The 24,286-nt window shown below is 66.8% G+C and carries 20 protein-coding genes, 2 tRNA genes and 1 riboswitch; of the genes, 3 read left to right on the top strand and 19 right to left on the bottom strand.

Going from position 1 to position 24,286, the window contains the following annotated elements; all coding sequences use genetic code 11:
• The first annotated feature begins 74 nt into the window (after positions 1 to 74).
• Positions 75 to 746, top strand: coding sequence for a vitamin K epoxide reductase family protein (locus AC1DBE_RS02725; RefSeq protein WP_476969521.1), 672 nt, complete (start codon positions 75 to 77; stop codon positions 744 to 746).
• Positions 747 to 846: 100 nt separating this feature from the next.
• Here the strand turns inward: AC1DBE_RS02725 and ndk are convergent, their stop codons facing one another.
• The 8 genes from ndk to AC1DBE_RS02765 all read right to left on the bottom strand — a co-directional run bounded on the left by ndk (position 847) and on the right by AC1DBE_RS02765 (position 10,697).
• A complete protein-coding gene (ndk, locus tag AC1DBE_RS02730) occupies positions 847 to 1,260 on the bottom strand; it encodes a nucleoside-diphosphate kinase (RefSeq protein ID WP_476879674.1) in 414 nt (137 codons plus the stop codon).
• 39 nt (positions 1,261 to 1,299) lie between these two features.
• Positions 1,300 to 1,743 (bottom strand): DUF4233 domain-containing protein, encoded by a 444-nt coding sequence (locus AC1DBE_RS02735; RefSeq protein ID WP_476879675.1) that lies wholly within the window; start codon positions 1,741 to 1,743, stop codon positions 1,300 to 1,302.
• A gap of 2 nt (positions 1,744 to 1,745) precedes the next feature.
• The gene (locus AC1DBE_RS02740) at positions 1,746 to 3,104 is read right to left on the bottom strand and encodes a bifunctional folylpolyglutamate synthase/dihydrofolate synthase (protein ID WP_476969522.1); all 1,359 of its coding nucleotides are present in this window, start codon (positions 3,102 to 3,104) and stop codon (positions 1,746 to 1,748) included.
• Between the two features lie 3 nt (positions 3,105 to 3,107).
• A complete protein-coding gene (ileS, locus tag AC1DBE_RS02745; RefSeq protein WP_476969523.1) occupies positions 3,108 to 6,446 on the bottom strand; it encodes an isoleucine--tRNA ligase in 3,339 nt (1,112 codons plus the stop codon).
• A gap of 335 nt (positions 6,447 to 6,781) precedes the next feature.
• Positions 6,782 to 8,035: an MFS transporter gene (locus AC1DBE_RS02750; RefSeq protein WP_476969524.1), complete on the bottom strand. Its 1,254-nt coding sequence runs from the start codon at positions 8,033 to 8,035 to the stop codon at positions 6,782 to 6,784.
• A gap of 21 nt (positions 8,036 to 8,056) precedes the next feature.
• Positions 8,057 to 8,145: riboswitch (Fluoride riboswitch) on the bottom strand.
• 113 nt (positions 8,146 to 8,258) lie between these two features.
• A complete protein-coding gene (locus tag AC1DBE_RS02755; protein WP_476969525.1) occupies positions 8,259 to 9,353 on the bottom strand; it encodes a glycerophosphodiester phosphodiesterase in 1,095 nt (364 codons plus the stop codon).
• 155 nt (positions 9,354 to 9,508) lie between these two features.
• Positions 9,509 to 10,294: an SDR family oxidoreductase gene (locus AC1DBE_RS02760; protein ID WP_476969526.1), complete on the bottom strand. Its 786-nt coding sequence runs from the start codon at positions 10,292 to 10,294 to the stop codon at positions 9,509 to 9,511.
• 40 nt (positions 10,295 to 10,334) lie between these two features.
• Positions 10,335 to 10,697, bottom strand: coding sequence for a DUF488 domain-containing protein (locus AC1DBE_RS02765; protein ID WP_476969527.1), 363 nt, complete (start codon positions 10,695 to 10,697; stop codon positions 10,335 to 10,337).
• 75 nt (positions 10,698 to 10,772) lie between these two features.
• On the opposite strand from AC1DBE_RS02765, the gene valS reads away from it, so the two are divergent.
• Positions 10,773 to 13,391, top strand: coding sequence for a valine--tRNA ligase (gene valS / locus AC1DBE_RS02770; RefSeq protein ID WP_476969528.1), 2,619 nt, complete (start codon positions 10,773 to 10,775; stop codon positions 13,389 to 13,391).
• A gap of 81 nt (positions 13,392 to 13,472) precedes the next feature.
• Here valS and AC1DBE_RS02775 read toward each other — a convergent pair whose 3' ends face one another.
• The 8 genes from AC1DBE_RS02775 to AC1DBE_RS02810 form a co-directional block, all read right to left on the bottom strand.
• Positions 13,473 to 13,766, bottom strand: coding sequence for a putative quinol monooxygenase (locus tag AC1DBE_RS02775; RefSeq protein WP_476969529.1), 294 nt, complete (start codon positions 13,764 to 13,766; stop codon positions 13,473 to 13,475).
• A 105-nt stretch (positions 13,767 to 13,871) separates the two neighbouring features.
• Positions 13,872 to 15,701: a glycoside hydrolase family 15 protein gene (locus AC1DBE_RS02780; RefSeq protein ID WP_476969530.1), complete on the bottom strand. Its 1,830-nt coding sequence runs from the start codon at positions 15,699 to 15,701 to the stop codon at positions 13,872 to 13,874.
• 349 nt (positions 15,702 to 16,050) lie between these two features.
• Complete coding sequence (locus AC1DBE_RS02785) at positions 16,051 to 16,668, bottom strand: mycothiol-dependent nitroreductase Rv2466c family protein (protein WP_476969531.1); 618 nt, start codon at positions 16,666 to 16,668, stop codon at positions 16,051 to 16,053.
• 134 nt (positions 16,669 to 16,802) lie between these two features.
• Positions 16,803 to 18,083 carry an ATP-dependent Clp protease ATP-binding subunit ClpX gene (gene clpX, locus AC1DBE_RS02790; RefSeq protein WP_476879694.1) on the bottom strand — a complete coding sequence of 427 codons (1,281 nt, stop codon included), beginning with the start codon at positions 18,081 to 18,083 and terminating at the stop codon, positions 16,803 to 16,805.
• A gap of 220 nt (positions 18,084 to 18,303) precedes the next feature.
• The gene (locus AC1DBE_RS02795) at positions 18,304 to 18,963 is read right to left on the bottom strand and encodes an ATP-dependent Clp protease proteolytic subunit (RefSeq protein WP_476879923.1); all 660 of its coding nucleotides are present in this window, start codon (positions 18,961 to 18,963) and stop codon (positions 18,304 to 18,306) included.
• A gap of 38 nt (positions 18,964 to 19,001) precedes the next feature.
• The gene (locus AC1DBE_RS02800) at positions 19,002 to 19,613 is read right to left on the bottom strand and encodes an ATP-dependent Clp protease proteolytic subunit (RefSeq protein ID WP_476903476.1); all 612 of its coding nucleotides are present in this window, start codon (positions 19,611 to 19,613) and stop codon (positions 19,002 to 19,004) included.
• Positions 19,614 to 19,859: 246 nt separating this feature from the next.
• The gene (gene tig, locus AC1DBE_RS02805; RefSeq protein ID WP_476969532.1) at positions 19,860 to 21,254 is read right to left on the bottom strand and encodes a trigger factor; all 1,395 of its coding nucleotides are present in this window, start codon (positions 21,252 to 21,254) and stop codon (positions 19,860 to 19,862) included.
• Positions 21,255 to 21,321: 67 nt separating this feature from the next.
• Positions 21,322 to 21,396: transfer RNA gene (locus AC1DBE_RS02810), tRNA-Pro, on the bottom strand.
• 131 nt (positions 21,397 to 21,527) lie between these two features.
• Here AC1DBE_RS02810 and AC1DBE_RS02815 point away from each other — a divergent pair.
• Positions 21,528 to 21,598: transfer RNA gene (locus AC1DBE_RS02815), tRNA-Gly, on the top strand.
• A gap of 61 nt (positions 21,599 to 21,659) precedes the next feature.
• On the opposite strand, the gene AC1DBE_RS02820 is transcribed toward AC1DBE_RS02815, so the two are convergent.
• The 3 genes from AC1DBE_RS02820 to AC1DBE_RS02830 form a co-directional block, all read right to left on the bottom strand.
• Positions 21,660 to 22,625: an Fpg/Nei family DNA glycosylase gene (locus AC1DBE_RS02820; protein ID WP_476969533.1), complete on the bottom strand. Its 966-nt coding sequence runs from the start codon at positions 22,623 to 22,625 to the stop codon at positions 21,660 to 21,662.
• Positions 22,625 to 23,119, bottom strand: a complete 495-nt coding sequence (locus AC1DBE_RS02825; RefSeq protein WP_476969534.1) for a ribose-5-phosphate isomerase — start codon at positions 23,117 to 23,119, stop codon at positions 22,625 to 22,627. Before AC1DBE_RS02825 ends, AC1DBE_RS02820 begins: the two co-directional genes overlap by 1 nt.
• Positions 23,120 to 23,185: 66 nt before the next feature.
• Positions 23,186 to 24,193 (bottom strand): hypothetical protein, encoded by a 1,008-nt coding sequence (locus AC1DBE_RS02830; RefSeq protein WP_476969535.1) that lies wholly within the window; start codon positions 24,191 to 24,193, stop codon positions 23,186 to 23,188.
• Between the last annotated feature and the right edge of the window lie 93 nt (positions 24,194 to 24,286).

Raw genomic sequence — 24,286 nt, forward strand, 5'->3', positions numbered from 1 at the left:
GCACTCTCCGCGTATGTTCAGGCTCCGGCGATAGAATCGGCCCAAGAGCTCCCGACGCAAAGGACTGAAATCCCATGCCCAGCATCTCCCACGCCACCGGCGATGTGGCCGCCCCTGAGCGCGGCGCCGGCGCGGCCGCAGCGGAGCGTCCGCTTCCGCTGATGACGCGTGACCGACCCTTCGCCTGGCTCCTGCTGATCACCGGTGTTGTGGGCTGGCTGGCTTCGGGGACGCTGGTGCTGGAGAAGCTGGAAGTCCTCAAGGACCCGAATCACGTCACGGTTTGTGACGTCAATCCGTGGATTTCCTGCGGGCAGGTCATGCAGACGTGGCAAAGCTCCGCGTTCGGCTTCCCGAACATGTTCATCGGCATCGTCGCCTTTGCGATCATCATCACCACGGCCATGGGCATCCTGGCTGGCGCCAAATTCGCCCGGTGGTACTGGCTTGGCCTGCAGGCCGGCGTCACCCTGGGCTTTGTATTTGTGGTCTGGCTCTGGTCACAGGCCCTCTACTCGATCCATATCCTGTGCCCCTTCTGCATGATCGTCTGGGCGGCCATGATCCCGCTGTTCGTCTGGGTCACGGTCCGCAATATCAGCCACGGGGTCATCCCGCTGCCGGCCGGCGCGGCCCGCATCGTCGGAGACTCCGGGTGGATCCTCACGGCGCTTCTTTACGTAGCAGTTATCGCCACGATCTTCTTCGCATTCATCCAGGTGTTTGTCGGGACCTCGGGCTACTGAGGCTTTACCCGCCGCCCGGGGCAACAGTAAAGGCCAATGTTCACATAGGAACATTGGCCTTTACTGTTGCTACTGTTGCCCGGCGGCGGGGCGGGAAATCCTAGAACCAGATCTTGATCTCCCGCTCGGCGGACTCCGCCGAGTCGGAGCCGTGGACCAGGTTCTGCTGGACCTTAACGCCCCAGTCGCGGCCGAAGTCGCCGCGGATGGTGCCGGGCGCCGCCGTCGTCGGGTCCGTGGTACCGGCGAGGGAGCGGAAGCCTTCAATAACGCGGTGGCCTTCGAAGATGGCTGCCACCACAGGACCGCTGAGCATGAACTCGACCAGCGGCTCGTAGAACGGCTTGCCGACGTGCTCTTCGTAGTGCTGTTCGAGGAGTTCGCGGCTTGCGTTGACCTTCTTCAGTTCCGCCAGGGTGTATCCCTTGGCTTCGATCCGGGCGATGATGCTGCCGGTCAGGTTACGGGCGACGCCGTCGGGCTTAATCAGGACGAGGGTGCGCTCAGTGCTCACAGCTGCTCCAATATGTTGGGGTGGGGTTTGGGAACAAGTCTAGTTGGTCTGGCCTTCAGGATTGGCGGCCTCCCAGGCCGCCTGCTCACGCTCGCGCTGGGCCGCTTCCCGGTCGATCCGGATGCCGGTCCTGATTCCGTACCACCAGGAGATCGCGAACAGGCCGCCCACGATGAACATGGTGGGCTCCACGAAGCCGGTGAGGATCAGGATCACCTGCAGGATCCAGCCCAAGGCCACACCCCACGGCTTCGAGAGCACCGCGCAGGCCAGGACGAGGACCACGCTCAGGCCGAGGCCTACCCCGAAAATCAGCCCCGGCGCGAGTTCGCCGCGCCGAAGGCCGAAGACCGCCAAGGTGCCGAAGACGGCCACGAACGCCTCCAGGAGCAGCACGGTGGAGGCAAACATCACCTTGGTGGAGCGGCGCTTCTTGGGCATGCCGGGACGCCATTCGCGCTGTGCTTTTGTCAGTCGCGCCATGGTTACACGCCGTCCTTGCCGAGCAGGATCCGGGCTTCGGCCACGAGTGTGATGGATCCCGTGACCAGGATGCCGCCGGCGAGGTCATCGTTGGATTCGGCCCGTTCGACGGCCCATTCGAGGGCATCGTCCAGCTTCTCGGCGATGTGGATGTTCTCCTCGCCAAAGCCCAGGTCAACGGCAAGCTCCGCGAGGTCCTCGCCCGGGACGGCGCGCGGTGAGTTGGACTGGGTGAAGCAGTACTCGGCGGAGAGGTCGCCCAGCGAATCTTTGAGTTGGCGGAGGATTTCCTCGGCGTCCTTTTCCTTGAGGACACCAACCACCACCACCAGCTTGCTGAAGCTGAATGCCTCGTGGATGGCCTCGGCGGAGACCCGGATCCCTTCCGGGTTGTGTGCGGCGTCCACAATGATGGTCGGCGCGGTACGGAGCACCTCCAGGCGGCCCGGCGAGGTGACGGAGGCGAACGCTTCCTGGATCACCTCGGCGTCCAGGGGCTTGTCGGCGCCGAAGAAAGCCTCCAGCGCGGCCACGGCGACGGCAGCGTTTTCTGCCTGGTGCGCCCCGTGCAGCGGGACCAGCAGGTCCTCGTAGCGCCCGGCCAGGCCCTGAATGGTGACCATCTGGCCGCCGACAGCAACCGTGCGGGACTCCACGCCGAACTCCACTCCTTCGAAGCGGAACGGCACATCCGCTTCGCGGGCCTTCTCCAGCAGCACCTGCGCCGCGTCGACGGGCTGGGCGGCACTGATGAGGAAGCCTCCCGGTTTGATGATGCCGGCCTTCTCGTAGGCGATTTCCTCGGTGGTCTCCCCCAGCAGCTCCGTGTGGTCCAGCGAAATCGGGGTCACCACGGCAACCTGGCCGTCACCGACGTTGGTCGCATCGGTGATGCCGCCCAGGCCCACCTCGATCACGGCCACGTTGACCGGCTGGTCCGCGAAGACGGCGAATCCCAGGATGGTCAGGCACTCGAAGTACGTCAGCCGGGGCTGGCCTTCGGCGAGGAGTTCGTTGTCCACGATTTCCAGGTACGGGCGGATCTCGTCCCAGATCCGGACGAACGTCTCGTCCGGGACCGGTTCGCCGTCGATGCTGATCCGTTCGGTGACCTTGGACAGGTGCGGGCTCGTGTACCGGCCGGTGCTCAGACCGTGGGCGCGCAGCCCGGCCTCGATCATCCGGGCCGTCGAGGTCTTGCCGTTGGTACCGGTCACGTGGATGATCGGGAACGCCTTGTTCGGCTCCCCCAGGATGTCCATGGCCCGGTACAGCGGGGCGAGCCGCGGCTCCATTTTGTTTTCCGGCGCACGGCCCAGCAGCTCGGCGTAGACGCTCTCTACGGAAAATTCGTCGGTCATGGACTAGGCCCCAATCTTCTCGACGGTGATCTGCAACTCCGTGGTGTCAGCGTTGGAGGACAAGCCGAGTTCCATCGTGAGGGTCTCGGTGACCACGAGGTTTTCGTGGGCCTTCACCGCGTCCACAACGTCCATCGGGGCGCTGACGTTGGTCCGGATCCGGTCGCTGACGTTCAGCCCGGCGTCCTTGCGGGCCTGCTGGATGGCGCGGACCATGTCACGGGCAATGCCCTCGGCCTCGAGTTCGGGGGTGACCTCGGTGTTGAGCACCACGAAGCCGCCTCCGGGCAGCACCGCCGCAGCGCGCGAACCCTCCCCTTCGGCTGCCTCGGCCACCACTGTCTCCAGGGTGTACTCCTGCGGTTCGAGCTGCAGCCCGCCCGCGGTGACTACACCGGCGTCGTTAACGGACCAGTCGCCGGACTTGGAGCCCTTGATGGCCTGCTGCACGTTCTTGCCGAGCCGCGGGCCGGCGGCCCGGGCGTTCACCACCAGTTTCTGCTCAATGCCGAACTCCTCCGGGGAGGCGCTTCCGGCGTCCAGCAGCCGCACGGAACGCAGGTTCAGTTCATCGGCGACGACGGCGGCGAAGCCGTCCAGCGCGTCCGCGCCGGGTGCCACTACGGTGAGTTCCTGCAGCGGCAGGCGGACACGGAGGTTGGCGGCCTTGCGGAGTGAGGACCCGGTGGAGCAGATCTGCTGCACGCGGTCCATGGCCTCAACGAGGCCCGGGTTGGCGGCGAACAGCCCGGCGTCCGGCCAGTCGGCCAGGTGCACGGAGCGCCCACCGGTCAGTCCGCGCCAGATCTCCTCGGAGACCAGCGGCAGCAGCGACGCAGCAGCCCGGCAGACCGTCTCCAGCGCCGTATAGAGGGCGTCGAAGGCGTCCACGTTCTCGTCGAAGAAGCGCTGGCGGCTGCGGCGCACGTACCAGTTGGTGAGCATGTCCAGGTAACTGCGGAGCTCGTCGCAGGCCCCGGAGATGTCGTAGCTGTCCAGCTTTTCGGTCATGTTCCGGACGAGGTCGCCCGTATTAGCCATCAGGTACGTGTCCAGGGTGTCGGCGTAGCCGTCGTAGCGCAGCTTGGCGTCGTACCCGGCGCCGCCATCGGCGGCGTTGGTGTACAGGGTGAAGAAGCTGTACACGTTCCACAGCGGCAGGATGACCTGGCGGACGCCGTCGCGGATGCCCTGTTCGGTGACCACCAGGTTGCCACCGCGCAGGATCGGGCTGGACATGAGGAACCAGCGCATCGCGTCGGAGCCGTCGCGGTCCAGGACCTCGGAGACATCCGGGTAGTTGCGCAGGCTCTTGGACATCTTCTGCCCGTCCGAGCCCAGGACGATGCCGTGGCTGATGACGTTGCGGAAGGCCGGCCGGTCGAACAGCGCGGTGGAGAGGATGTGCAGCATGTAGAACCAGCCGCGCGTCTGTCCGATGTATTCGACGATGAAGTCGGCCGGGTTGTGCGTGTCGAACCACTCCCCGTTTTCGAACGGGTAGTGCACCTGGCCGTAGGGCATGGAGCCGGAGTCGAACCAGACGTCCAGGACGTCCTCGACGCGGCGCATGACGGACTGTCCCTCTTCCGGGGTGCGGGGGTCGTCCGGGTTCGGGCGGGTGAGTTCGTCGATGAACGGCCGGTGCAGGTCAACCTGGCCGGCCTTGTTCAGCGGCAGGCGGCCGAAGTCCGCCTCGATCTCAGCCAGCGAACCGTAGACGTCCGTCCGGGGGTAGTCCGGGTCGCTGGACTGCCAGACCGGAATGGGGCTGCCCCAGTAGCGGTTGCGGCTGATGGACCAGTCGCGGGCGTTGGCGAGCCATTTGCCGAACTGGCCGTCCTTGACGTTGCCCGGGATCCAGTTGATCTCCTGGTTCAGTTCGGACATCCGGTCTTTGAACTTGGTGACCTCGACGTACCAGGATGACACCGCGCGGTAGATCAGCGGGTTGCGGCAGCGCCAGCAGTGCGGGTAGGAGTGCTCGTAGCTGGCCTGGCGGACCAGGCGGCCCTGGGCACGGAGGGCCTGTGTGATGGGCTTGTTGGCCTCGAAGACCTGGAGTCCGGCGATCCCCGCGAGGGGTCCATGGCCGAACAGCGGCAGGAACTTCGCGCCCTCATCCACGGAGAGGACAACCGGGATGCCGGCCTCCTCGCAGACCTTCTGGTCGTCTTCACCGTACGCGGGCGCCTGGTGGACAATGCCAGTGCCGTCGGTGGTAGTGACGTAGTCCGCCACCAGGAAGCGCCAGGCGTTCTCGGTACCGTACTTCTCGGCGTCGTGGAAGTAATCCCAGAGCGGCTCGTACGTCAGCCCCTCCAGTTCGGCGCCGGCGTGGCGTGAGGTGACGGCGGCGTCGGCCGCGGCAGCACCCTCGGCGCCGTCGCCGTAGCCAAGGTCCTTGGCGTAGGCGCCCAGCAAGTCAGCGGCGAGCAGGAAGCTGCCCGTGACGGGGGCCTCCGCTGCGGCGGCCTTGATTCCGTGCGGGCCGGCGGGCAGCACAACGTAGTTGATGGCTGGCCCGACGGCGAGCGCTGCGTTGGTGGGCAGCGTCCACGGCGTCGTGGTCCAGGCCAGCGCCTGCACCCCGGCGAGCTGCTTCGAAAGCTCCGACTCCCCTGCCGTGATCGGGAACGTGACCGTGACGGTCTGGTCCTGCCGGTTCTTGTAAACGTCGTCGTCCATGCGCAGCTCATGGTTGGACAGCGGCGTCTCGTCCTTCCAGCAGTACGGCAGGACCCGGTAGCCGTTGTAGGTCAGGCCCTTTTCGTGCAGCTGCTTGAACGCCCACAGCACTGACTCCATGTACTCGACGTTGAGTGTCTTGTAGTCGTTCTCGAAGTCCACCCAGCGGGCCTGGCGGGTGACGTAGCTCTTCCATTCGTCGGCGTACTTCATGACGGACGCGCGGCAGGCGTCGTTGAACTTGTCGATGCCCATGGCTTCGATCTGGGTCTTGTCCGTCATGCCGAGCTGCTTCATGGCCTCCAGCTCGGCGGGCAGGCCGTGGGTGTCCCAGCCGAAGCGGCGCTCGACGCGGCGTCCGCGCTGGGTCTGGTAGCGGCCCACCAGGTCCTTGGCGTAGCCGGTGAGCAGGTGGCCGTAGTGCGGCAGCCCGTTGGCGAAGGGAGGGCCGTCGTAGAAGACGAACTCGTTGGATCCGTCAACGCCGGAGTCCCGCTGGTCGATGCTCGCCTGGAAGGTCCCGTCCTGGTCCCAGTACTTGAGGATGCGCTCTTCGATCTCCGGGAACTTCACGGAGGCGGACACGCCGGAGGTGGCGGAAGCGGTGGCGCTGGGATCCGACGGTGCTGCTGAGGCCTTGGGGTATTGGGTCATCTCGACATCCTGGGTTGAGCTTGAACAACGGGATTCATTCAGGATGCGAGGACGGCTCCTGTGCTGTCGGAACAACACCGGCACCGCGGTACCACCTCACTTACCGGCACCGGTCCGCCCGCTCCCCCGGGAATCCGGGAAAAAGGCTGCACCGGCAGCGGCCGCTCGTTGACTGCTGTGACGGGCTTACCCGTCCGGGTCTACCAGCCCTGCCGCGTCGTCTCCGCGCGCCGGGGCGTTCTTCCGGAAGCTCACCGGTGATAGCCGGGTCAAAGCTGATACCTCGATCGTACCGGAAACTGCCCCCGGCTTTCACCGCCCGTCAGCGCGGACGCCTACGGTTCAACCCGTTTGGAAGGCTCGCGTTTGAGGAGCGGGATGAAAACGAGCAGCGCCGCAAGCTGGGTGGCCACAGTGAAGATAATAAGGCCGGCGACGGAGGCCGAATATAGCGCCCCGATGATGGTTGACCCGGCAAGCCAGGCAACCCCGTAGATGGCCGTGAAGATCCCGTATCCGGTCCCGCGGCGGGCCGCGGGAACCAGGTCCGCGACCGCCGCACGGAGGGTGGATTCATGGATTCCCAATGCTGCTCCCCAAACGACGGCGCCTGCCCAGACCAGCCCCGGAGCTGCGGTGAAGGACAGGAACGGGACGGCGGCAGTCAGTGGCAGGGCGATGAGCAGCCCGCGCAGACCGATTCGGTCATAGAGCGCCCCGGAGGCCAGCGCAGCGAGGGCGGCAGCCCCCATGGAAACGGCATAGGTGACCGGAATCAGTGCAGACGGCAGCACTTTTTGGACTTCGAGATGGTAGGAAATCACGCCGAAGGTGGAAAAGCCGAACATTGAGACTGCGGTGAACGCGCTGTACCACCAGAACTCGGCCGGGAGCGGGCGGCGCCCGGCCGGGGTGCCGCCGTCGACGTGCGGTGTGCCGCCGCCACCGTCCACGGCCTGCGAGTCGAATCTTCCGGGATCCGGGACAGCGCGCCGGAGCAGCAACACGGCCACGAGGGCGGCCGCGCCGGGCACGGCGAGCACGCCGAATCCAAGCTGGTAGCCGGAGATTGCGACCATAAGGCCGACGAGCAGCGGACCGATCAGAGCCCCAGACTGGTCCAGGGCTTCGTGGACGGCGAAGGCCCGGCCGTGCCCCAGAACCGACCCCGCGTGGGAAAGCATAGTGTCACGCGCGGGGGTCCGGACAGCTTTACCGAACCGTTCCGTGACCACCAGCGCCGAGGCCTGCCATAGCGACCCCGCCAAGGACAGCACGGGCACAGCGATGACAGTCAGGGCGTAACCGGCGATGGTCAGGGGCCAGTACTTGCGGGTGCGGTCCGCCAGGGGGCCGGTGCCGAGCCGCAGGACCAGGGCGACGGCCTCCCCAACCCCGGTGATGAACCCGACCATAACGGCGGAGGCGCCGAGGGTGGCCAGGAATGGTCCGGTAATGGAGCGGGCGCCTTCGTAGACGACGTCGGCCAGCATGCTCACGACGCCGAAGCCCAGCACGAACCCCATCGGCCCGAGCCTGTTCTCCCCGGTGGGCGCCGGCGTCACAGCAGGCTGTTCAGGGCCAGGCATAGCTCACCTACCTTCGAAGTAGCAAAGGTAGGAACCATCAGCCAAGTGGCGGTTCGAACACCCCGCACCATGAGTGCGGTGTTCCGGCGGGATCCATCGCCGTGAACAGAGACTACAGGCCTAGTCGGCGGCCGCACCATCCTCGGCCAGATTCCCGTGCACGACGTTGCCGGCGAGCCAGGCCGTTTGGGCCGGCTTCGCCGCCAGCCCAAACGGCCCCCGGCTACTTGACGGCGGGCGCCGGCTTGGGCAGTTTTATGCCCGATTCGGCCATGACCTCGCGGAGCCGGTCCGGGTAGTCGGTGATGAGTCCGTCGACGCCGGCCTTGATCTGCGCCCGCATGGTGGGCTTGTCGTCAACCGTCCACGGGATGACCTTCATGCCCGCGGCGTGGGCCCGGCGGACCATGTCGGCGGTGACGTACGGGACGTAGTCCGGGTCCGTGACTTTGCCGTTCTGCGGGGTCCCATGGACCGGGGAGATGGCGTCGAAGCCGAGCGACGCGGCCGCCGCGACCAGGTCCCCGCCGAAGTCGTCGGCGTCGATGCCGCCGAGCCACGGCGACTTACCGGGCTGGCCGGCCTGCAGGAAATCCTTGTTGGTCAGGGCCACCGTGGGGATTTGCGGCTGGCGCTGCTGCACCAGGCGCAGGGAGCCCCAGTCGAAGCTCTCGATCGAGACGCGGTGCTGCATGTGCGCCTTGTTGATTTCACGGAGGGCGACGTCGACGAACTGTTCCCGCGGCGCTGTCTCCTGCGGGGCGCCGGCCTCCACCTTGGTTTCGATGTTGAACTTCACCTGGCTGGCACGGTGCGCGTCGGCTAGGGCGAAGACCTCGGCGAGGGTGGGCATCTTGGCACCCGGGGATGCCTGCTGGCCGGGGAACTCCGGCTGGGTCAGCGAGCCGCAGTCCAGGCTCCGGACCTGGGCGAACGTCAGGTCCTTGACGTACTTGCCCACGTACGGGAACTGGGGGTCGTTTGGGGTGACAGGAGCAGTGTCCAGGCATTTCTTGGCGCTGATTTTGCGGTCATGCGTGATGACTTCGCGGCCGTCCTTGGTGATCTGCAAGTCAAGTTCCAGCGTCGAAACGCCGGTCTCCATGCCCTTCGCGAAGGAGGCCAGGGTGGACTCCACAGTCAGGCCGATGCCCCCACGGTGGGCCTGAAGGTCGAAGTGGTTGGCGGGACCGTCGCCCTGGCCGCTGCCGGTGTGCGTGTCGGCTGCCTGGGCCGGGATGGAGGAGGTGAGGAGCAGGGCGGCGCCTAGTGCGGCGGCGCTGAGAATCGAAGCAGTGGGCTTCGTGGGGGTTCGCATGGGAAAAGTTCTCCACTCTGGTGGTGTGCAGTTGCACCCCCCACGGTGTCCCGCGCCGGCCAACGCCTGCCCACCCCCGCGCATCCGCCGTGCGACGCGCGGGTAAACGTCAGGGGTCGGCCGACCGGCCACCTACCCCGGCGGCCGGCCCCCGCCTAGCCCTTGCGGATCACCTTGTAGTTGGAGGCCTGGGCTACCGGACGGATCACAATCTGGTCCAGGTTCACATGGTGCGGGGCGGTGACCGCGTAGCGGACGACGTCGGCGACGTCGTCGGCCGTGAGCGGCTTCGCGACACCGGCGTAGACCTTTTCCGCGGCGCCCTGGTCACCCAGCCGGTTCAGCGAGAACTCCTCGGTCTGGACCATGCCGGGCGCCACCTCGATAACGCGGAGGTTGTGTTCGGCCTCTTCCAGGCGCAGGGCACCGGTGAGGGCGTGCTGGGCGAACTTGGCGGCGTTGTAGCCGCCGCCGCCCTCGTAGGCGGACAGGCCAGCGGTTGAGGTCAGGTTCAGAACGGTGCCTTCGCCGCAGGCGCGCAGCATCGGGAGGAAGGCGCGGGTGAGCTTCATGGTGCCCAGCACGTTGACCTCGTACATCCAGGCCCAGTCCTCGGTGCGTGCCTCGGCCACCTTGTCCGCGCCACGCGCGCCGCCGGCGACGTTGACCAGGGTGTCGATCCCGCCGGCTGCGGTGACCTGCTCCACCAGCCGGGCCACGTCGGCGTCGTCGGTCACATCGGCGGGGACGGCGACGGCGCCGGTCGCGGCCGCGAGCGCTTCAAGCCGGTCGGCCCGGCGGGCGACGGCGAAGACGGTCCAGCCTTCCTGCCGGAGCGCGCGTACGGTGGCCTCGCCGATCCCGGTGCTGGCGCCGGTAACAACCGCCGCCTTCGCCTGTGCGCTGCCGGCAGTTCCTGCGTTGTTGATTCCCTCAGTCATGGCACCACCCTAACGGGAACATCCGCCCCATTTCCTACTGCTACTTCCGTTGCAGGAACTCCAGCAGCACCCGGGCGTGGTTGGTCTCCGGATCCCGCGCGCCGAAGAGCAGCGTCACAGCTCCATGCTCCGCCGCGAGCTCGTGCAGCGTCCCGACCGCGGGGTTGGTTTCGAGCTCCGCCTCGTAGGCCGCCCTAAACTCCGCGAAGCGTTCCTGCATGTGCGCGAATTCGGTGCGCAAGGGCGGCGACGGCGCCACTTCCTTGAGCCACAGCCCGAGCTGAGCGCGTTCCTTGCTGATGCCGCGCGGCCAGAGCCGGTCCACCAGGACCCGGTATCCGTCGTCGGCGGCGGGCTCCTCATAGATGCGCTTGATGACGAAGCGGCCGGCACTTTCTTCCATGCGCCTGCATGCTACTGCAGGACGCACGGCGGCGCTGCCGGAGAAGGCCGCAGAAAAAGATGGAAGAATTGGCCCATGGCTGAAGACACTCAGGGTACAGACACGCCCACCACCGCGCCCATCAACGTTCCGGACAAGCCCGCCCTCGAGGGGCTGGAAGCCGCCCTCACCCGGCGCTGGCTTGACGAAGGGACCTACAAGTTCAACCGGGAGACCACCCGGGAGCAGGTCTACTCGATCGACACTCCCCCGCCCACGGCCTCCGGTTCCCTGCACGTGGGACACATGTTCTCCTACACGCAGACGGACGTCCTGGCCCGCTACCAGCGGATGACCGGAAAGAACGTCTTCTACCCCATGGGCTGGGACGACAACGGCCTTCCCACCGAACGGCGCGTGCAGAACTACTACGGCGTGCGCTGCGATCCGGCCATCCCGTACGACGCCGGGTACCGGCCGCCGGCCGAGCCGGCCAAGAACCAGCGCGACTTCGATGTCATTTCGCGGCGGAACTTCATTGAACTCTGCGAGGAACTCGCCGTCGAGGACGAAAAGGTCTTCGAGAACCTCTTCCAGACCCTGGGCCTGTCCGTCGACTGGGACCTGACGTACCGCACCATCGACGACAAGTCCCGCGCTATCTCGCAGCGGGCGTTCCTGGCCAACCTCACGGCCGGCGACGCGTACATGGCTGAGGCCCCCACCCTGTGGGATGTCACGTTCCGCACCGCCGTGGCGCAGGCCGAGCTGGAGGACCGCGAGGTCGCCGGCGCCTACTACCGCTACCCGTTCTTCACCGAAGACGGCGAGAAGATCTACATCGAGACCACCCGCCCGGAGCTGCTCGCCGCCTGCGCCGCCCTGGTGGCGAACCCCGACGACGAGCGTTACCAGCCGCTGTTCGGCAAGACGGTCACCTCTCCGCTCTTCGGGGTCAAGGTGGAGGTCAAGGCCCACCCGCTCGCCAAGGCGGACAAGGGCTCCGGCATCGCCATGGTCTGCACCTTCGGTGACCTGACCGACGTGACCTGGTGGCGCGAACTGCAGCTGCCCACCCGCGCGATCGTGGGCCGCGACGGCCGCATCATCGGCGAAACCCCGGAGTGGATCACGTCCGCGGAAGGCAAGGCCGCTTTCGAGGCGATCGCCGGCAAGACCGTCTTCAGCGCCAAGGAGGGCGTTGTGGAACTCCTCGCCGCGGCGGAACTGCTCGACGGCGAGCCGAAGAAGATCATGCACCCGGTCAACTTCTTCGAAAAGGGCGACAAGCCGCTCGAGGTCGTCACGTCCCGCCAGTGGTACATCCGCAACGGCGGCCGCGACGAGGAACGCCGCGAACGCCTCATCAGCCGCGGCAACCAGATCGACTTCCACCCGTCCTTTATGCGGTCCCGCTACGAGAACTGGATCACCGGGCTGAACGGCGACTGGCTGGTCTCCCGCCAGCGGTTCTTCGGCGTCCCAGTGCCGGTCTGGTACCCGCTCGACGCCGACGGCAACCCGGATTACGACGCGCCCATCCTGCCTGCCGACGCGCAGCTCCCCGTGGATCCCGCCGCGGACGCGGCCCCCGGCTACGAAGAGGCCCAGCGCGACGTTCCCGGCGGCTTCACCGGCGACGCCGACGTCCTGGACACCTGGGCGACGTCCTCGCTGACCCCGCAGATCGTAGGCGGCTGGAGCACCGACGAGGACCTCTTCGCCACGGTCTTCCCGTTCGACGTGCGCCCGCAGGCCCACGACATCATCCGGACCTGGCTGTTCTCCACCGCCGTCCGCGCCGATGCCCTCCAGGACGTCGCGCCGTGGAAGCACGCCGCGATCTCCGGCTGGATCCTCGACCCGGACCGCAAGAAGATGTCCAAGTCCAAGGGCAACGTGATTGTCCCCACCGATGTGCTGAACGAATACGGCTCGGACGCCGTCCGGTACTGGGCGGCCTCGGCCAAGCTCGGCGCGGACACCGCCTACGAGATCGCGCAGATGAAGATCGGCCGCCGCCTGGCGATCAAGCTGCTCAATGCCTCCAAGTTCGTCCTGAATCTGGGGGCCACCGAGGATTCCGTTGTCACCTCCGACCTCTCGGTGCTGAGCAACCCCCTGGACCGAGCAGTGCTCGCGCAGCTCTCCGACGTGGTCACCCAGGCCACGAAGGCGTTCGAGAACTACGACTACGCCCGGGCGCTGCAGATCACCGAGACCTTCTTCTGGCACTTCACGGACGACTACGTGGAGCTGATCAAGGACCGCGCCTACGGTGCCGCCGGCGACGCCCAGCAGGCATCCGTGCTGGCTGCCCTGGCCACCAGCCTCGACACCCTGCTGCGGCTCTTCGCCCCGTTCCTGCCGTTTGCGACCGAGGAAGTCTGGGGCTGGTGGCGGACCGGCTCGGTGCACCGTGCGCAGTGGCCGGCGGCCGTGGAGATCGACGGCGACACTACCCTGCTCGCGACCGTCGGCGCCGCGCTCGGCGGCATCCGGAAAGCCAAGTCCGAGGCCAAGGTCAAGCAGCGCACCGAGGTGCTCTCCGCGACCATCACGGCGTCCGAGAGCCTGACGGCGCAGCTGACGGCGGGCCTGGGTGACCTCAAGGCCGCCGCTAACGCCCGGGAACTGGCCCTGATGGCCGGCGACGGCGAACTGACGGTCAGCGACGTGGTCCTGGCGGCCGCCGAGGAGCCCGCACAGGCTTAGGCCGGCTTCCTTTCACAAAAAAGAGGGTCCCCGGGCCGGCTGCGGCCGGCCAGGGGACCCTCTTTCGTGGGGTCGTCCGGCTTAGAGCCCGAACGAGGTCTCGAAATGCGTCAGCACCGGCGGGGCCGCGAGCAGCGCTCCCAGACCGCTGGCCCCCTCGCCGGCACGCCAGGCACGGTAGGCGGCATCGTGCTCCATCGATTCCCACTGCTCCACCACCAGGACATGCGCCGGGTTGGTGCTGTCGACCAGGATGTCGACGCCCAGGCAGCCGTCGAAGGCGCGGGTATCGGCAAGGATTTCGCGGAGCACGGCCGGCGCTGTGGGCAGGGCCTCCGCTGTGAGGGACAGGTCTAGGTGGGCGGTGATGGGCATGGCGCTCCGATGGTCGCGGGTACAGGGTCATTGGCAGTAACAGCGGCGCGGCCCGGGTTGTTCCTCCTCCGTTCCGGCTGGCGGCCACTGGTGCCGCGAATCGGGTCAAGCAGCAGAGCCGCTGTTCAGCCGTTCCGCCTCGCTGATGGCCCAGGCGGCGTTGACCAGGCCGATATGGCTGAACGCCTGCGGGAAGTTCCCGAGCAGTTCCCCACTGTCCTGCGCCACTTCCTCGGCCATAAGGCCCAGGCCGGTGGCGAATCCCGCGGCACGCTCGAAGACCGCCCTGGCTCGCTCCGTGCGGCCGGCCAGGGCCAGGGCATGGGCGAGCCAGAAGGTGCAGAGCAGGAAGGTGCCCTCCTCGCCCGGGAGGCCGTCGTCGCTGTGGTACCGGTAGACCAGGCCGCGGGGATCGGTGAGCCGTTGCTCGATGGCGTCCATCGTGGCGAGGAAGCGGGGGTCGTCTGCCGGGAGGAATCCGACGATCGCCAGCATCAGCGCCGACGCGTCGAGTTGTTCGGTCCCGTAGGCCTGGGTGTACGCCCCCGCGGCGTCGCTCCAGCCGCGGGAGCGGATGGACTCGGCAATCTCCTCCCGCGCGGCGGCCCAGCGCGGGACCCGGTCCGTGGCCTGCAGGACCGGGGCGAGCGTGATGGCCCGGTCCACCGCCACCCAGCACATCAGCTTGGAGTACAGGTAATGCCGGGGCCGGCCGCGGACCTCCCAGATCCCCTGGTCCTGGTCCCGCCAGCGGGCCACGGCCCCGTCCGCGGCATCGGCGAGGAAGCGCAGGGTCTCCGGGGCCAGCCCGTCGAGGAACTCCGGCATGGTGGCCGCGGCGTCCAGCAGTTCACCGTAGACGTCCAGCTGGCGCTGGTTCCAGGCGCCGTTCCCCACCCGCACGGGGGCGCTGGACCGCCAGCCGGGAAGGTGCGGCAGCACCCGTTCCGGCAGTTCCCTTTCACCGCCGATGCCGTACATGATCTGCAGTTCCTCGCCGCGGGCCAGTTGGCGGGCCGCGGCCGTCGCCAGGAATTGGAAGAACTTCCCTGCCTCGTCCGGGCACGCCGCGACCCAGAGGGCCTGCAGGGTCATGCTCGCGTCGCGGACCCAGGTGTAGCGGTAGTCCCAGTTCCTGGTGCCGCCGGCCACCTCCGGCAGGGATGTGGTGGGGGCTGCCACGATGGCGCCGGACGGGTAGTAGCTCAGGGCCTGCAGCACCCGGCCGCTGCCCGCGACCAGGTCCTGCCATGGGCCGCGGTAGTTCTGGTGGATCGAGGACCAGCTGGTCCAGCCTTCGACCGTGTCGGCGAGGCGTTCCGCCATTTGCTGCCGGCTCCACAGTGCAGGCTCACTGTCCGCGGCCTCCTGCCAGTGCAGCGCGAAGCCGGCGGTGTCGCCGGCGGTGAGGCGGAGGACGGCCCGGGCTGTGCCGCCGTCGGGCCGTAAGGGTGCGGTTGAGGACAGGGCGAGGTCGCCGTCCGCGGACCGGATCAGGAGCCCGCCGTCGACGGGGTGCAGCCGCGGGACGATCAGGCCGTAACCCGGCCGCGGCGCGAAGACCACTTCCACCTCGACGCTGCCTGTGATGCACGTCAACCAGCGCAGCAGCGTCCCGGGCGAGCCATCGCCGAGCTCGTGGCCGCGCCGGCCCTCGCCGAGGGCCAGGGCGTCGCTGACGGTGAGCTGTCCCCCGGATGTGGTGTGGGTTGATTCGAGCACCATGGAGGGGCCAACGTAACGCCGGGTGGTCGAATACTCGGCGGTGGGGCGGATGGACCAGAAACCGGCCTCCCCGCCGAGGAGCCTTCCGAAGACGGAGGGACTGTCGAACCGCGGGAAGCAGAGCCACTCAACGGAACCTGCGGCGCTGACCAGCGCGGCGGACCGGCAGTCTGACAGCAGCGCGTAGTTGGCAATCGGCTCAGTGCTCACCGCTCCACCCTCCAGCGATTTCGGGCAAAGGGGAAGCCCCATCAGCTTTTTGCGGTTGGTGGGGCTTCGACTTTTCGATTACCACGTGACGTCTTAGGTAATCTGGCGGGATCCGTGGAATTTCAGGTCTTCCTACCTCGTCACTGGTAGCCATCATCTGACTTTGCCGAAGGCTGCGTCGGATGAGTGTCACTGAATCTTTGGTTCCTGCGTCCCGCTTCTTTCGAGGTGGGTAAGTTCTATTGTTCTCCCGCCCTTCCGGATGCACAAGAGCCCCGGAGGAACTACATGGCAGTAGTTCTTCCGGGGCCCTGGAGCGGCCGTACGGGATGCCCGGCGGGGCTGCGGCCTAGTCGAAAAGGGGGCTCTCGGTGCGGCTGCGCTTGAGCTCGAAGAAGGACGGGAAGGATGCCAGGGTCACGGTGGCGTCCCACAGCTTGCCGGCCTCTTCACCGCGCGGAATGCGGGTCAGGACGGGGCCGAAGAAGGCCGTGCCGTTGACCGCCACCACAGGGGTTCCGACGTCCTGGCCCACCAGCGAGATGCCGGCCTCGTGACTGGACCGGAGCTGGGCGTCGAATTCGTCGCTCTGGCCGGCGGCGGCCAGTTCAGCCGGCAGGCCGGTCTCGGCGAGGGACTTGGCGATGACCTCGGCGAAGTCCTTGTTGCCTTCGTTGTGGATCTTGGTGCCCATGGCGTCGTAGAGCGGCTTGATGTACTCGGCGCCGTGCTTCTCGGCGGCGGCGATGATGACCCGCACCGGCGCCCACGCCTTGGCCATCATTTCCTTGTACTCGGCGGGCAGCTCGTCGCGGCCCTCGTTCAGGACGGCCAGGCTCATCACGTGCCACTCGGTCTTGATGTCGCGGACTTCTTCCACTTCACCGATCCAGCGCGAGGTGACCCAGGCGAAGGGGCACAGGGGGTCAAACCAGAAGTCTGCTTTGTTCGCAATCGTTTCAGGCACGGAAACTCTCCTTGGGATGTGTTGGCGGTTTGCACCGCATCCGGCTGCTGGTCCGGACGGCATGGCGCATCAGCTATGCACAGCGGATTGGCGGGCGGATTTATTCCGGGCCGCTCTTGCGGGCTACCGAGGCGTCAGGCGGATTTACGCCGCTTCACGTCGTGGGCGATCATGGTGGGCTCGGCCTTCTTGGCCACCACGTCCTCGGTGATGACCACGCTGGCGACGTCGTCGCGGCTCGGCAGGTCGAACATCACCGGCAACAGGACTTCCTCCATGATGGCCCGGAGCCCGCGGGCACCGGTGCCGCGTTCGAGGGCCTGGTCCGCGATCATGTCCAGGGCCTCGTCCTCGAACACCAGCTCGACGCCGTCGAGCTGGAACATCTTCTGGTACTGCTTGACCAAAGCGTTCTTGGGTGTGGACAGGATCTGGATCAGCGCCGGCCGGTCCAGGTTCGAGACCGTGGTGATGACGGGGAGGCGGCCAATAAATTCGGGGATGAGGCCGAACTTCAAAAGGTCCTCCGGCATGACCTCGCCATAGGAGTCCGTGGTGTTCTTGACCTCGTTCAGCGGGGCGCCGAACCCGATGCCCTTGCGGCCCGAGCGGGATCCGATGATCTCCTCGAGGCCGGCAAAGGCGCCGGCCACGATGAAGAGAACGTTGGTGGTGTCGATCTGGATGAATTCCTGGTGCGGGTGCTTGCGTCCGCCCTGCGGCGGGACCGAGGCAACCGTGCCTTCGAGGATCTTCAGGAGCGCCTGCTGCACACCTTCGCCGGAGACATCGCGGGTGATGGAGGGGTTCTCGCTCTTGCGGGAAATCTTGTCGATCTCGTCGATGTAGATGATGCCCTGCTCGGCCTTCTTGACGTCGTAGTCAGCGGCCTGGATGAGCTTGAGCAGGATGTTCTCGACGTCTTCGCCCACGTAGCCGGCCTCCGTGAGAGCGGTGGCGTCGGCAACGGCGAAGGGGACGTTAAGGCGGCGGGCGAGGGTCTGCGCCAGGTACGTTTTGCCGCAACCCGTGGGGCCGATCAGCAGGATATTGGACTTGGCGATCTCGACGTCATCATGGTGGCCGCCCTCGGCCAGCGCACCGCTCTTCGGCGCGTGGCCGGCCTGGATGCGCTTGTAATGGTTGTAGACCGCGACGGCGAGTGAGCGCTTGGCGGGCTCCTGGCCGATCACGTATTCCTGCAGGAAGTCGAAGATTTCGCGGGGCTTGGGCAGTTCGAAACTGCCCAGGTCAGCTACTTCGGCGAGTTCTTCTTCAATGATCTCGTTGCAGAGTTCAATGCATTCGTCGCAGATGTAGACGCCGGGCCCGGCAATGAGCTTGCGGACCTGCTTTTGGCTCTTTCCGCAGAAAGAACACTTCAGCAGATCGGTGCTCTCGCCAATCCGAGCCATATGTGAACCCCTTAGTATCTTGCTGCCGGCTGGGTTGTGCTCCAGTGCAGCGCTGCACTCCGTTAGTGGAGTCGCGGCCGCCCCACGCGGGACGCGGCCGTGACTTCTTCCACTCTAGGTCACTTTCGGCCTGATGGGTGGAAAGAAGACGCCGGTGCGGCCCATTTCTCCTGAGCTGCACCGGCGCCGTGTGGCAGTCGTTTACTGGACTGCCGCGGTGTTACTTCGTGAGCGCCTGCGGCTTGATCTTGCGGGAGTCAAGCACCTGGTCGATCAGCCCGTAGCTCATGGCCTCGGCGGCCGTGAGGATCTTGTCACGCTCGATGTCATTGTTGACCTGCTCCGAGGTGCGGCCGGAGTGCTTGGCCAGGGTGTCCTCCAGCCAGGAGCGCATCCGCATGACCTCGGCGGCCTGGATCTCCAGGTCGGAGGCCTGTCCGCCCTGTCCGCCGGAGAGGGCGGGCTGGTGGATCAGGACACGGGCGTTCGGCAGCGCCAGGCGCTTGCCCGGGGTACCGGCGGCCAGCAGCACGGCGGCGGCACTGGCTGCCTGGCCCAGGCAGACCGTCTGGATCTCCGGGCGGATGTACTGCATGGTGTCGTAGATGGCAGTCATGGCCGTGAAGGAACCGCCCGGGGAGTTGATGTACAGCGTGATGTCGCGGTCCGGGTCCGTGGACTCGAGAACCAGCAGCTGCGCCATGATGTCATCCGCGGAGGCGTCGTCGACCTGGACACCCAGGAAGATGATGCGGTCCTCGAACAGCTTGGTGTAAGGATCCTGGCGCTTGAAGCCGTAGGGGGTCCGCTCTTCAAACTGCGGCAGCACGTAGCGGCTGGTCGGCAGGTTGCCGGCAGTCGATCCGAAGTTGTAGTTCATGTTCGTTACTCCTGAAGTCGGTTCTGGCTGCGTGCCGGTTAGTTTTCGGTTTCGGCGTCGGCGTTGGTTCCGCCGCCGCCGGCCACGGATCCGGCGTGCGCCGCGATCTTGTCGAAGAAGCCGTATTCCAGGGCTTCGGGCGCCGTGAACCACTTGTCGCGGTCGTTGTCCTTGAGGATGGTCTCCACGGTCTGGCCGGTCTGCTCGGCGGTCAGCTCGGCCATGACCTTCTTCATGTGCAGGATCAGCTCGGCCTGGATCTTGATGTCGGAGGCGGTGCCGCCGATCCCGCCGGAGGGCTGGTGCATGAGGATGCGGGCATTCGGGGTGGCGTAGCGCTTGCCCTTCGTGCCGGAGGAGAGCAGGAACTGGCCCATCGAGGCGGCCAGGCCGGTGGCGACGGTGACGACGTCGTTCGGGATGAACTGCATCGTGTCGTAGATGGCCATACCGGCGGTGACGGAGCCGCCCGGCGAGTTGATGTAGAGGTAGATGTCCTTCTCGGGGTTCTCTGCCGAGAGCAACAGCAGCTGCGAGCAGATCGCGTTGGCGTTCTCGTCGCGGACCTCGGAGCCGAGCCAGATGATGCGCTCTTTCAGCAGGCGGTTGTAAATGTAGTTATCCTGGGCGGCCGGATCGACGGTAGCCATCCGGGGTGCCCCTGCTTGCTGTGACATGTGTACTTACCTCTCGCTGGCGACGGTGACACCACTGGACGGCATCACTGAACTTTCCTACATGGACACTAACGGTTTTCGGACCCGCTTTGTGCTCCGGCGCAGGGCTGTTCGCTGACGGCGCACGATTGCCCGGAGGGGTTCATTGCAGGCTTAAAAAGCCGCACCCCCGGATCGGTGATCCGGGGGTGCGGGCAGATACTGCGGGAACTATTGGTGCTAGAACTTCACGGCCGCGGGGTCGTCGTTCTTCGGTGCTTCCGCTGCCGCGGCGTCGTCGGCGGAGTCGTCGGCGCTCTCGGCTTCGAAGGAGGCCTCTTCGCCGCCGGGGCGGACGAAGTCGCTGAGGTCGATCTTGTTGCCCTCAGTGTCCGTGACCTCGGCCTGGCCCAGGACCACGGCGAGTGCCTTGCGGCGCCGAACCTCGGAAACCATCATCGGAACCTGGCCGCTCTGATCGATGATCTGCGCGAACTGGTTCGGGTCCATGCCGTACTGGCTGGCCGTGGTGACGATGTAGTCGATCAGCTCGTTCTGGGTGACGTTGACGTCTTCCTTGTCAGCGATGGCGTCGAGGATGATCTCGTTCTGGAAGGCACGCTCGGTGTTGGCCTTGACCTCGGCGCGGTGCTCTTCGGTGTCGTGATCGCCTTCACCGTGGGAGTTCTCGGCGCTGAAGTGCTGCTCGAGCTGCTCTTCGACGACGGAGTCCGGAACCGGGATCTCGACGAGCTCGACGAGCTTGTCCAGGACCTTGTCGCGGGCTTCGACGCCCTGCTCGACCGTCTTGGAGTCGGCGGCCTGCTTGGCGAGGTCCTCGCGGAGTTCGGCCAGCGTGTCGAATTCGGAAGCCAGCTGGGCGAAGTCGTCGTTGGCCTCGGGGAGCTCGCGCTCCTTGACGGCCTTGACGGCAACCTTGACCTGTGCCGATTCGCCGGCGTGGTCGCCGCCCACGAGGGTGGTGTCGAAGATGGCGTCCTCGTCGGCGCTGAGGCCGGTGACGGCCTCGTCGAGGCCTTCGAGCATGGTGCCGGCGCCAACCTGGTAGGACAGGCCGGAAGCGGAGTCAACCTCGGCGCCGTCGATTGAGGCGTTGATGTCGATCGTCAGGAAGTCGCCGTCGGCGGCGGGACGGTCAACGGACTTGAGCGTGCCGAAGCGGCCGCGCAGCTCATCGAGGGCCTTGTCGACGTCGGAGTCGGACGACTCGGCGGCAGCGACCTCAACCTTGATGCCGGAGTAATCCGGGAGTTCGATCTCCGGGCGGATGTCCACCTCGGCGTGGAACTTCAGTTCGCCGTCGGTTGCGGACGGGTCGGGAACCTCGGTGATCTCAACCTCGGGACGGCTCAGCGGGCGGATGCCGGTTTCCTGGACAGCGGCCTGGTACCAGCTGTTGAGGCCTTCGTTGATGGCCGTCTCGAGGACGTAGCCGCGGCCAACGCGCTGGTCAATGAGCTTGGAGGGGACTTTGCCCTTGCGGAACCCGGGAACCTGGATCTGCGAAGCTACAGTCTTGTATGCCTCTGCGATGCTGGGCTTCAATTCCTCAAAGGGGACCTCAACATTGAGCTTGACCCGCGTGGGGGTGAGGTTCTCGACAGCGCTCTTCACAGTCTAAGTACTCCTGGTGTGGGGGGATGGGGTTCTGCAACGCCACGGTGCGGCAGTTGCTGCAGAGTCGGGGTGACAGGATTTGAACCTGCGACTTCCTGCTCCCAAAGCAGGCGCTCTAGCCAAGCTGAGCTACACCCCGTAAGTGCACAGAACAGTCTACGGTCATACTGTGCTGATTTGCACATTTGACACTGGGGGCCTGAATTGGGTTTAGTTGTATCCGGCTTCAACAGCCGCCCGGAAGTTTTGCCGAAGTTCCAGCAAATTCCCGGGGACGTAGCTTAATGGTAAAGCCTCAGTCTTCCAAACTGATTACGCGGGTTCGATTCCCGTCGTCCCCTCCGATATATGACGAAAAAGCCCCTCCCGCCGGAGGGGCTTTTTTCATGCTTCCCGGTGCGTTCAGGCCGACTGGCAGGCCGGGCACCAGTAGAGCTTCCGGGCGCCGTGTTCGGTCAGCGCCACGGCTGTACCGCAGTCCCGGCACTCCTGGCCGTGCCGGCGGTAGACGAAGTGCGCGTCCTCGGGGTCCGGCAGGGCGCGGGTGCCGGCTCCGTTCCCGTCTGCGCCGACGACGACGGTTCCCCCGGCGCTGGTCTGAGTTCCCCCGCTAGTGGTCGACGTCCAGTAGCGCGGCGGCGTGGTGATGATCCGGCCGTCGCGGACGCCGTCGGACATCACGGCAACGGTGTCGTCCCACAGTTGCGCGGCCGCTTCGGCCGGCAGCGCGTTGCCGGGCCGCCAGGGGTCCAACCGTTGCCGGAACAGCAGTTCGGCGCGGTAAACGTTTCCTACGCCGGCGATGAATTTCTGGTCCATCAGCAGAGTGGCCAGCGGAGTGCGGCTCCTGGCCAGGCGCGCAACGAATGCCTCCCGGTCCCCCGGAAGGTTCCGCAGCGGATCCGGACCCAGCCGGGCCAGCACGGCGTCCACCTCGGCCTCGGTCAGGGTTTCACACGTGGTCGCTCCGCGCAGGTCCGCCCAGCCATGGGCTCCCACCAGCCGCACCCGGACGGCGCCCACCGGGGCAGGAGGTCCGGCGTAGGCGGGCTCGGCGCCGCCGTCGCTGTAAGTTTCCCGCTCCCCCACCTTTCGCGGCGCCCCGATGCTGGACGCACCGCGGAACCCGTCGTCCCCGCCGAAGTTCCAGGCCCCGTACAGGCCCAGATGGACGTGCAGGACCATCCCGTGGTCAAAGCCGAGGAAGAGATGCTTCCCGTGCGCAACGGAACTGGTCAGGACGTGCCCGTCCAACTGGGCGGCGCCCTGGCTGAAGCGTCCCTGCGGGCTCGACACGGCGAGCCGCTCCCCCGCGAAGACGTCGCCAAACTGGCGTGCGAGGCGGTGGACCGAGTGCCCCTCGGGCACTAGTCGACAACCTCGCCGGTGGTTTCGTAGATGGCGATCTTGCCGATCCGGCGGACGTGCCGCTCGTCATGGCTGAACGGTTCGGCCAGGAACGCCTCGATGATGCTGGTGGCTTCCTCGACGCTGTGCTGACGGCCGCCGACGGCCACTACGTTGGCGTCGTTGTGCTCGCGGGCCAGCTTCGCGGTGGACAGGTTCCAGGCCAGGGCGGCCCGGACGCCTTTGACCTTGTTCGCCGCGATCTGTTCGCCGTTGCCGGAGCCGCCCAGGACGATGCCGAGGGCGTTGGTGCCTGCTTCCTGGTCGGCGACCACCGCGCGGGCAGCGTTGATGCAGAACGACGGGTAGTCATCCAGCGCGTCATAGACCTTCGGGCCGTGGTCCACCACGGCGTAGCCCAGGGCGCTGAGGTGGCCCACCAGATGGGCGCTGAGCTCCATGCCGGCGTGGTCGGTGGCGATGTGAACGCGCGGGAAGTCCGGTGCAGTGGTCACGGCAGATCCGTTCTGTGGGGCGCCGGCGGTCTCGTGGCGCTGCTGATCAGGGCTACTCCAAGCCTACTAGGGCCGGGAGGCCGGCGCCCCGCCGTTGCGGCGTGCCCGGGCCGCCACCCGGGTCAGCGTCCGCGCCATATTTTCGGCGGTCGTGGCGCTTCCGCCGCTCACCGCCAGGCGCCGGCCATCGGCCCGGTCGACGACGACGGCGGGGCCGCTGCTGACCAGCATCGCCGACGTCGTGCCGTGGCTGCGGTAGCCCCAACCGCCATAGTCGGCGGCCCTGACCTCCTTCGGCGTCGCCGAATCGATGGCGGCGGCGGGAACATCCATGACCCGCACGAAGCCGGCCGCGAACACCCGCAGGCCGCTGCGGTCAACCCTGATACGGGCAAACAGGAACACGGCGGCGAGCAGGGCGACGGCCACCAGGAGGGCGGCCAGCCACGGCACGGCGACGGTGAGCAGGGCCGCGGGAAACAGCGTGGCGATTCCGAGCATCACAAACACCGAACTGCGCGCGTGGACCCACAGGCTCACCGAGTCGCCGGCCAGCTCGGGGTCGAGTTCGTGCTGCAGCGCCGCCCGCACCGCCCGTTCGTCATCCGTGGACCAGCGCTCGTCCGCCTTGAACACAAAGCCCATGACCACCCCGAGTCCGAGGGCCGCCCCGCTGCCCATGGCCAGGACAATGACGTCGACGCGGGATTCCCGGGCGTTCGCCAGTCCCAGCTGGCCCACCAGGACGGCGGCAAGGACGGTGGTGACGAAGAGGCTCACGGCCAGCCCCGCTCCCATCATGAACCTGCGCATCAGCGCCGGGCGGGACAGCGGCGCCGCCTGCAGCAGAACCGCCCAGCCCACCAGCACGATCATGCCGGCGCCGGTACCCACCACGGCGCCAAAGGGCGCGAAGTCCGCCGCTCCGGCGTCGGTCCACCGGACCGCGAGGGGCTCGGGAAGGTCCGGGCGGATCAGGAAAGCGCACACCACAAAGGCCGCTGCCAGCATCAGCGGGAAGCCGACGGCGAACCGCAGGGCCCGGGCGTCGACGGAATCCTGGATCTTTCCCATACAGCCAACGCTACCCCTGCTGGGGCCGCCCGGTGAGGACTCGCTGTGACGGGCGCAACTTGCCAACCGACCTCATCGTGAAAGAATAATTTC

Source organism: Arthrobacter sp. 10T416 (assembly GCF_056394165.1).